At 43.7% G+C, this 8,058-nt stretch carries 7 protein-coding genes and 1 pseudogene; 5 read left to right on the top strand and 3 right to left on the bottom strand.

What is annotated here, in order from left to right; all coding sequences use genetic code 11:
* The 3 genes and pseudogenes from QT974_RS27685 to QT974_RS27695 all read left to right on the top strand — a co-directional run.
* A pseudogene (locus QT974_RS27685) lies at window positions 1-427 on the top strand (hypothetical protein); the annotation flags it as partial.
* Between the two features lie 316 nt (window positions 428-743).
* Window positions 744-1,355: a DUF6272 family protein gene (locus tag QT974_RS27690; protein ID WP_333471612.1), complete on the top strand. Its 612-nt coding sequence runs from the start codon at window positions 744-746 to the stop codon at window positions 1,353-1,355.
* A gap of 202 nt (window positions 1,356-1,557) precedes the next feature.
* Window positions 1,558-1,911, top strand: coding sequence for a slr1659 superfamily regulator (locus QT974_RS27695; protein ID WP_333471613.1), 354 nt, complete (start codon window positions 1,558-1,560; stop codon window positions 1,909-1,911).
* 89 nt (window positions 1,912-2,000) lie between these two features.
* Here QT974_RS27695 and QT974_RS27700 read toward each other — a convergent pair whose 3' ends face one another.
* The gene (locus QT974_RS27700; protein ID WP_333471614.1) at window positions 2,001-2,411 is read right to left on the bottom strand and encodes a hypothetical protein; all 411 of its coding nucleotides are present in this window, start codon (window positions 2,409-2,411) and stop codon (window positions 2,001-2,003) included.
* Between the two features lie 35 nt (window positions 2,412-2,446).
* Between QT974_RS27700 and QT974_RS27705 the strand changes: the two genes are divergently transcribed.
* On the top strand, window positions 2,447-4,588 hold the full coding sequence (locus QT974_RS27705; protein ID WP_333471615.1) for a SpoIIE family protein phosphatase: 2,142 nt from the start codon (window positions 2,447-2,449) through the stop codon (window positions 4,586-4,588).
* Window positions 4,589-4,773: 185 nt separating this feature from the next.
* Here QT974_RS27705 and QT974_RS27710 read toward each other — a convergent pair whose 3' ends face one another.
* Both QT974_RS27710 and QT974_RS27715 read right to left on the bottom strand, forming a co-directional pair.
* Window positions 4,774-6,192 (bottom strand): ATP-binding protein, encoded by a 1,419-nt coding sequence (locus tag QT974_RS27710; protein ID WP_333471616.1) that lies wholly within the window; start codon window positions 6,190-6,192, stop codon window positions 4,774-4,776.
* Between the two features lie 311 nt (window positions 6,193-6,503).
* Window positions 6,504-7,334: an alpha/beta fold hydrolase gene (locus tag QT974_RS27715; protein ID WP_333471617.1), complete on the bottom strand. Its 831-nt coding sequence runs from the start codon at window positions 7,332-7,334 to the stop codon at window positions 6,504-6,506.
* A gap of 321 nt (window positions 7,335-7,655) precedes the next feature.
* Here QT974_RS27715 and QT974_RS27720 point away from each other — a divergent pair, with 321 nt between their 5' ends.
* Window positions 7,656-7,856 carry a hypothetical protein gene (locus QT974_RS27720; RefSeq protein WP_293155365.1) on the top strand — a complete coding sequence of 67 codons (201 nt, stop codon included), beginning with the start codon at window positions 7,656-7,658 and terminating at the stop codon, window positions 7,854-7,856.
* Window positions 7,857-8,058 lie beyond the last annotated feature (202 nt).

Genomic DNA, 8,058 nt, shown 5'->3' on the forward strand with positions numbered 1-8,058 from the left:
TTTATCTGCGTTTATCTGTCTGACATCTGCGGTTTCTGTATCAATCAAAGACTTAAGCAATCTTGTCTTCTCAACTTGTACATCCAGAAATCCGAAAAAGCCTCTAATTTCTGCCTGTCATCTGGAGTGTGCGGGATACAAGGTGTTGCTATCTGAAGCTGAAACCAAATATTTGCGATCGCTATTTATTTTTAATCGCTCAAGGATACGGGAGATAGGCGGCGCTGATGATGCTATTGGCGCGGGAATTGTGAAGCTGGAACAGTTGCAAAAATTTAGTCAAAGCCGTAAGATCGATCGGGAGATTCATCTGAATATTGGCATCGGTACCCATGTACGTGATACGATGGTGGGGATTATTGAAGATCCGAATCGGATGCCAGCCGATGCGCTGTCGGACGGTGTGAATTTCGCGGCTCATCTGTAAAGTCTGACTGAGTATACCACAAGCCATTACTGTTGGTGAGGTGAGGTGTTAGACGTTGAAGTAGAACCAGTGCGATCGCTCAAAACTCAAATTTTGCCGATTTTTGGTGAAGCACTCAAAGAATCTTGTCAGGAAAATTTTGCTAATGCCATTTTTTTTTAAACATATAGTGGCGCTAAATCTCCCTGAAAAATCCAGCAAACTCTACCTAAAAAGCATAAACTTATTGTTTGTTATAATATAGAATTTTTATAACTAAAATGGCGTGTTGATATTTACAGATAAGTGACACATATTAGGAGGAGGTAGGAAAATAATGACATCTGGAAGCTTACAGACTGTGACACAAGTCTATGGGGAATTCATCGAGCAATTTCCACCAGAACACGACTCGCTAGAACTTACATTTACGCCAAGTTCTCGCCCCATCAAGCAGCGCTGGCGCAATAATAGGGTATCTGCTTATTTTGTCGCAGATTATTTGTCCAGCTTTATCCCAGTAGACGAGCAGGATGCTAGCAGCGAAAAACGCATCAAACAAAGTAAGGGAGCAGTGAGTTACATTGCCAATGAATTATTAGAAAATGCGATAAAATTTAGCGATGAGAATTGCTATCAAAAGGTGAAGTTTGGGATACATTTTATAGGAGAATTTGATGTAGTCGCGGTGATTTTTGCCACTAACTATGTGCAACAACCAGCAGCTAATAAATTGCGGGAATTTATTACAAAACTCCTTAATTCTGACTCGAATGAACTGTATTTACAGCAGCTTGAAAAGAATGCTGAATCGGAAAGTGAAACATCGGGGCTGGGATTGCTGACGATGATTAATGACTATTCAGCTAAGATTGGTTGGAAATTTGAGACGATGCCCGATAGTTCTAATATGCTGGCTATTACGACGCTTGTTCAAATTAGCGTTTAGTTTTAACTATTTCAATATTGAAAAACCCAAAAACGGACGGATACAAGCCCCCGACTATCGGATCGGAGCGCTCCAAATGTTATACTTTTGTTGAACCTATTATATTTATCAGTTCCGTAAATCTAAAACCTCAAGTCTAAAATGTTAAATTGACTAGCTTTGTTGTGCGATCGCAATAATTAACTTAGGAAACCACCAAACAATGGATATTCAGGAAATAAAAGGTCAAGACTACAGTATTCAATACGATCCAGAATCCGCCACAGTCAGTTTCCAAGGTGAACTCAGCTTAGGTGGAGCCTCAGATTATGCGCCAATAGTTCAATTATTAGAAGAGGTCGCCCAGAACGAACCACCTCACATTACGTTGAACGTCAAAAAATTGGATTTTGTTAACAGTTCAGGGATTAATATACTATCTAAGTTTGTCATTACTGTGCGAAAAAAGAAAACAATTCAACTCTTAGTAGTGGGTTCGACAGATGTTCCTTGGCAACAAAAATCTCTCAAGAATTTAGAAAAGCTGTTGCCAACTTTGAAGTTAGAATTAGAGTAGATATGTGCAGATTTTAACCGCCGAGTTAGCGGAGCGAATTCAGTGCAATTAACGCGCTGCGCTCCGGCACTTGGGCACCCGTGTCACTATTAATCAATGGAGGTATTTTTGATTGGGAAGCATCCTCCGGTATTGAAAAAACTTTTTTTACTGCGTGTTGGCAAAATTGCGATCGTCCTAAACTTCGCGGTTTCAAGGACGGGGTTGGTTATTTGATACATCGCATTGTCGATCGCGCGCGAGAACAGGTCAAAAGATCCTTGACCGCTGAGAGATAATCCTATACCAAAATACTTGGCTGCATTAACTGGCAATCGCGGGTTTTTGTCCCTGTAGCGAGGGTGGGAAGCTGTGGGCCCAAAGCGGGGATTTTGTGGCGGATTTGATATAATTTCAGCAGCTTGAGACTGAGAAAAAATCGGGCGATCGATCGAACTCGTCGTGGCGATCGCATATTTTGGGGTCGATCGCTCCTTGTGTCTTCTGCACGGAATGCACAAGACAAAGCCAACAGCCCTGGGGAGTGTTTTTCACAATGGTTTCTCAACAACGCGCGATCGCCCGCACCAGGGGCAAATTCCGTCTCCGCAGCATCCTGGTGGTTCCGTTTGTGTTACAAATTGTCGCTGCTGTTGGCTGGGTGGGCTATCTCTCCTACAGAAACGGAGAGAAAACAGTAAACGATCTCGCCAATCAGTTGGGGCGCTCCGTCAGCGCTAGGGTTTACGAGCGCGTCCAAAACTACCTGGAAACTCCGCCGCTAGTCAATCAAATCAATCAGGATTCTTTACCGCTGGGGGTGCTGAACTTCGAGGATTTGGAGCGCTCTCGACCCTATCTTTGGAAACAAGTTTTGCGCTTTAATTCGATCGGCTACGCAGGAATTGCCAACGAAAAAGGTCAGTACCTGCGAATTGGTTGGGTGAACCGGCTGGCCGGAGCCGAGCAACCTCAGCTTGCGCAGCAACTGAGCCCCGGGGGTGGCGACTTGCTCTACTACGACGTTGACGGTGATGGAAACCCGCAAAAAATTGAGAGGTCTCAGCCCAATTATGATGTTCGCAACCGCCCCTTTTACAAAGTGGTTGTCGAGAAAAAACAAGCAGCTTGGAGCGACGTTTACATTAATTTTGGCTACGGTACGCTGCAAATTAATGCCAGTCAGCCTTATTATGATGACGCAGGCAAACTGATTGGCATACTGACTTGCCAGATGGGACTCGATCAAATTCGCGGTTTCCTGCAAACCTTAAGCGTGGGCAATTCCGGTCAAGTATTTATCATTGAACCCAACGGCGATTTAATCGCCAGTTCGGTAAAAAATCAGCCTCTGTCGGTGGGAGAGGGCGAAAATAAAAAGCGACTCAAAACCCAGGACAACAGCAATCTACTGATGCGCCAAAGCGTGGTTTATTTGCTCGATCGCTTCCACCGCTTGGAAGACATTCAAGAAACCGCTCAACTCAATTTTCAGCTCAACGGTCAGCGGCAATTTCTCCAAGTTTCTCGGCTAACTGACAAGTACGGTCTCAACTGGCTGATTGTAGTTGTGGTTCCCGAATCCGACTTTATGGCGCAAATTTATGCTAACACTCGCAACACCATCTTGCTCTGTATTGTGGCTCTAATTGCCTCTGTTGGAGTGGGATTTCTTACCGCTAGCAGGATTGCTCGCCGGATTTTGGAAATTGCCAAAGCTTCAGAAAATCTCGCAGGTGGCGCTCTCAAGCAAAATGTTGATTCTAGCAAAATTTTTGAAGTTCAGATATTAGCTAATTCTTTTAACAGCATGGCTGGACAATTAAAAGAAGCCTTTGAAACTCTCGAAGATAAAGTTAAAGAACGCACCTCAGAACTTGGTACAGCAAATCAAGAAATTGCCGATCTCAACAAGCGGCTGAAAGCTGAAAATCGGCGCATGAGCTCCGAACTCGGTATGCTCAGACAAATGCAGCAGTTGATTCTACCCAAGACTGATGAACTCGCAGCAATTGCACACTTGGATATTGCCGGATTCATGGAACCAGCCGAAGAAGTTGGCGGCGATTACTACGACGTACTTTATACTGAGGGCGTTGTGACTATTGCGATCGGCGATGTCACCGGACACGGACTAGAAAGTGGCATTTTGATGGTGATGGCTCAAACTGCCGTCCGCACTCTTCAGGAAATGCCAGAATCCGATCCGGTACGCTTTTTAGATACTCTCAACCGCACCCTGTACAAAAATATTCAGCGCATGAATTCGGATAAAAACCTGACGCTGGCTCTCCTCAACTACGCCGACGGCAAAATCAGCATTAGCGGCCAGCACGAGGAAATTCTGGTGGTCAGAAAAGACGGTCAAATTGAACGGATTGATACAATAGATTTAGGATTTCCCCTCGGTTTAGATGAAGAAATTGCTGATTTTGTCGCCCATGTTTTAGTAAAGTTAGAGCTGGGGGACGGGGTGGTGCTGTACACCGACGGCATCACCGAAGCCAGAAATAGCAGCAAACAATTCTATGGAATCGAAAGGCTGTGTGAAGTAATTTCTGTGAATTGGCCCCACAGCGCCGAAGAAATTAAGCAAGCAGCAATTAATGATTTACGGCAGTTTATTGGAGAAGAAAAAGTGTTTGATGATATTACTTTGGTAGTATTAAAGCAGCAGGGCGACAATTCGCATCATTAAGCATCAATCTGGAACACTGATAAAGTTGAATAAAGTGTATGGCAATTCGCGAGTAAAATTTGCCCGAGACTTTATTTTATTAAGTAGAGATTAGGGGGGTAATTTTGGCTGTAATAGTCCAATACCCTCTACAAATCCGCCTGTGCCATAATTTTTACAGATAAATTTGGATGTTTGTCAAGTATTTAAGTTTGTTGCACTGGCAGTTCAATGATAAACTCGGTTCCCTTGGAGGGTTCAGATTCGCATCTGAGGGTTCCTCGGTGATTTTCTACTAAAATTTTGTAGACAATAGACAATCCTAAACCCGTACCTTTACCGATCGCCTTGGTGGTAAAAAATTGCTCGAACATCCGTTTTTTCACCTCTGCTGTCATTCCCATTCCCGTGTCAGCAATCCGCACTCTCACGCGCTCGAACCCAGCTAATTCTGTGCTGATCGAAATTTTTAGAGGCGCATGGGGCTGATTTTTGGCGGCCTCGTCCAAAGCATCGATCGCGTTGCTAATTAGATTCATAAATACTTGATTTAGCTGTCCAGCATAACACTCTACATCAGGCAGTTTTTCATAATTTTTAACTATTTGAATATCTCGACGGTCTATTTTAGAATTGAGGCGGTTGCGCAAAATTAAAATGGTGCTGTCTATGCTGTCGTGCAAATCGCACTGAGTCATGTTACTGTTATCAGTTCGCGAAAAGCTGCCCATGGATTTGACAATTTCCCGAATGCGATCGGAACCCATTTGCATGGACGACATAACTTTAGGCAAGTCTTCAACTAAAAATTCCAAATCCATCTCTTGGATTTGATTCTTAATTTCATCACAGGGATTGGGATAGCATTCTTGATAGAGACCCAGCAGGTACAGCAAATCTTTTGTATAGATTTCGGCATGGCTCAAATTGCCGTAAATAAAACTAACTGGGTTATTAATTTCGTGGACGATACTCGCCATTAGTGCTCCTAGCGAAGACATTTTTTCGCTGTGGAGAAGTTGAGCTTGAGTTTGTTTGAGTTCGCGAAGCGCGCGATCGATTTCGGCGGCTTGAGCTTCCGCTTTCGATGTAGCAGCGCAGCTTTCTTGATAAAGTTCAACCTGTTTGAGGTCGATTTCAAATTGTTCGATTTCGCTTTCTTGCTGGTACTGACTCACCACAGCATCGAAAGCTGCTAGCAATTCACCGCCGGCAGCTCGGACAATGTATGCTAGATGGGGATTTTCTAGGCTGAGTTCGCCGTCGGGAACTTGGACTAAGGCTTGGATGCGATCGATATATTCGCACACTTGCTTGTCGAGATACAGCGGCGCCTCAAAATACATCGCCTTCACAGCGGGTGAAGGGGGACTTAATAAGTTGATGCTGGTGTCGGTATTAATTAAATCGCGGTGAGACTTGTCCATCAGCTCGATCGCCTCTAACAAATTCTCGCGCAGTTTTGCTCTTTCTGCGGCATTGTCAGAGCCAACTAACCTCATGCAAAAAAAAGCGGTTCGCTGGGACAGCATTCGCTGGCGCCCGCTAATATTAATTACTGCTGCACTAACTTTTCTGGCTGTCGTAATTTCTTCCAGATTAAAGTAGTTGCTCAATGCTGCCATTCGTAATATCCTCGAATCAACTAATTTTTGGTAGCTCGTACTTAGACAAGAGGTGAGCGTCATAAAAAAAAATTACAATACACTAAGCAATATATGCTGTTTTTAGTGTGTGAATAGTATACTAAAATACATTTGTTTGATGACTTACTTGTAACATATGTTTCATGAATAAAGCTTTATTTATCGTCGCGAGAGAAGGAAGAACGAAGCAGCAATCAACCCATGGGTAAAATGTAATTAAGAGTCTCCTAACCGTGGCTATTTGTTTGTGTATCACAATTTTAATCATTCGGGTGGTTGCACAGTTTTTCTTAATTATTCAAAAATTTATTAATCAAATTTGCCATGATTGGAGCTTGAGTTTGTGGCAATCCGTGAGTAGCATTGGGAATAATTGCTAACTCGGCTCCCGGTATCTCGTTGGCGTAGGTTTCGCAGTGCCAGAGGGGAATTGTTTCGTCGCCCATAGCTGCGATGACTAATGTAGGAATTTGCAATTTATGAATTTCTTTTTCTACTGTATCAACTGCGTCTTCCGGCCGCATCCGGCTCATTAAAAATGACCTTGCTACTGGCTGATACATTAGCTCCCTGCGCCACCCGGAAATTTCTTGCAATTTCTCACTTTTTCCCGCTAATTTAGCAAAAGGTTTTGCCAACTGCAAGGCCCAATCAACGGCGGGCGTTTGCCACAGCAAGGGCCGCAAAGCATCGTACTGACCGCAAAAACTGTCGTCGCGGATTCCCGCAGGTGCTGCTAATACTAAACTGCTGACAGAATTTGGATATTTTAGGGCATATCCAGTGGCTACCCAACCACCAAAAGAATGTCCGATGATGGCGCAGGGTTCGATGTTTAGTTGTTCTACAACTTGCCGCAGGAAAGCAACTTCTACGGCTACGTCGTACTGGATTTGTGGTTTGCTCGATTCTCCAAAACCTAACATATCTAAACTGATGCACCGAAATTGAGATTGCAATAATTCAATTAATGGGAGCCAGCAAGTCTTTTCTCCGAAGAAACCGTGTAGCAACAATAAGGGCCGGCCGCGCCCGATGTCGAGGTAGGCGGCTGTTTGGCTGCGATTATTGACAAGTGTATTTAAGGTGTGCTTGTGTGCTGCTACTGATTGAGACTGCATGGGCGATCGACTCCTGACAAGAGGGAACAGGGAAGAGGGAAGAGGGAAGAGGGAACAGGGAACAGGGAACAGGGAACAGGGAAGATGGCTTTTGTTATTTTCGTGACAGAAGGAAGAATATCTGCACAGCCAGCTTAAGTGCGATCGGCATTTTACATTCCATCAGGTGGATTTACTTAGTTTAAGCAATATATGTAAACAATTGTAACAAAACAGCCATCCAAAGGTTAAACTTCATTACAGAGTACAGAATTAGAAATAGAGCGTGATAGTCTCTATTATTATTTGAAAAATACTGCAAACTCAAAGCAGGAGAACACTTTGAACTCTACTTTAAAACGTTACCCCGCTTGCTCCCTGCGCGAAGATGTCAGTGAGTACGTGGCACACCTACAGCTTCACATGACTTTACAAGCTCGAAATTTGCTTCCCACGATTACTACTGCTAAGGACAGTCGCGAACAACTGTTGCAGCAGACTCAGGCTCATTTTGAGAAGCGTGTTTCTCGACAATCTCTTTAAATAATTTTTCGGTTTCGCCAATTGACGATCGCCCGCGATCGCTCTTTGGCCAATTTTTATCATCCCATAAACCCGGTATCTTCACAAAATACCGGGTTTATTTTTGGGGAATAGGCATCAGACCTGGTTTTGGGTAATATGCGTTGAGTATTATAAAACTTCATTAAGTTTGTAAGCAAGAGCAAGCAATGGTAGTATGATC

The organism is Microcoleus sp. BM001215392 (genome assembly GCF_036700185.1).
In the GTDB taxonomy this organism is placed as follows: Bacteria; Cyanobacteriota; Cyanobacteriia; order Cyanobacteriales; family Microcoleaceae; genus Microcoleus.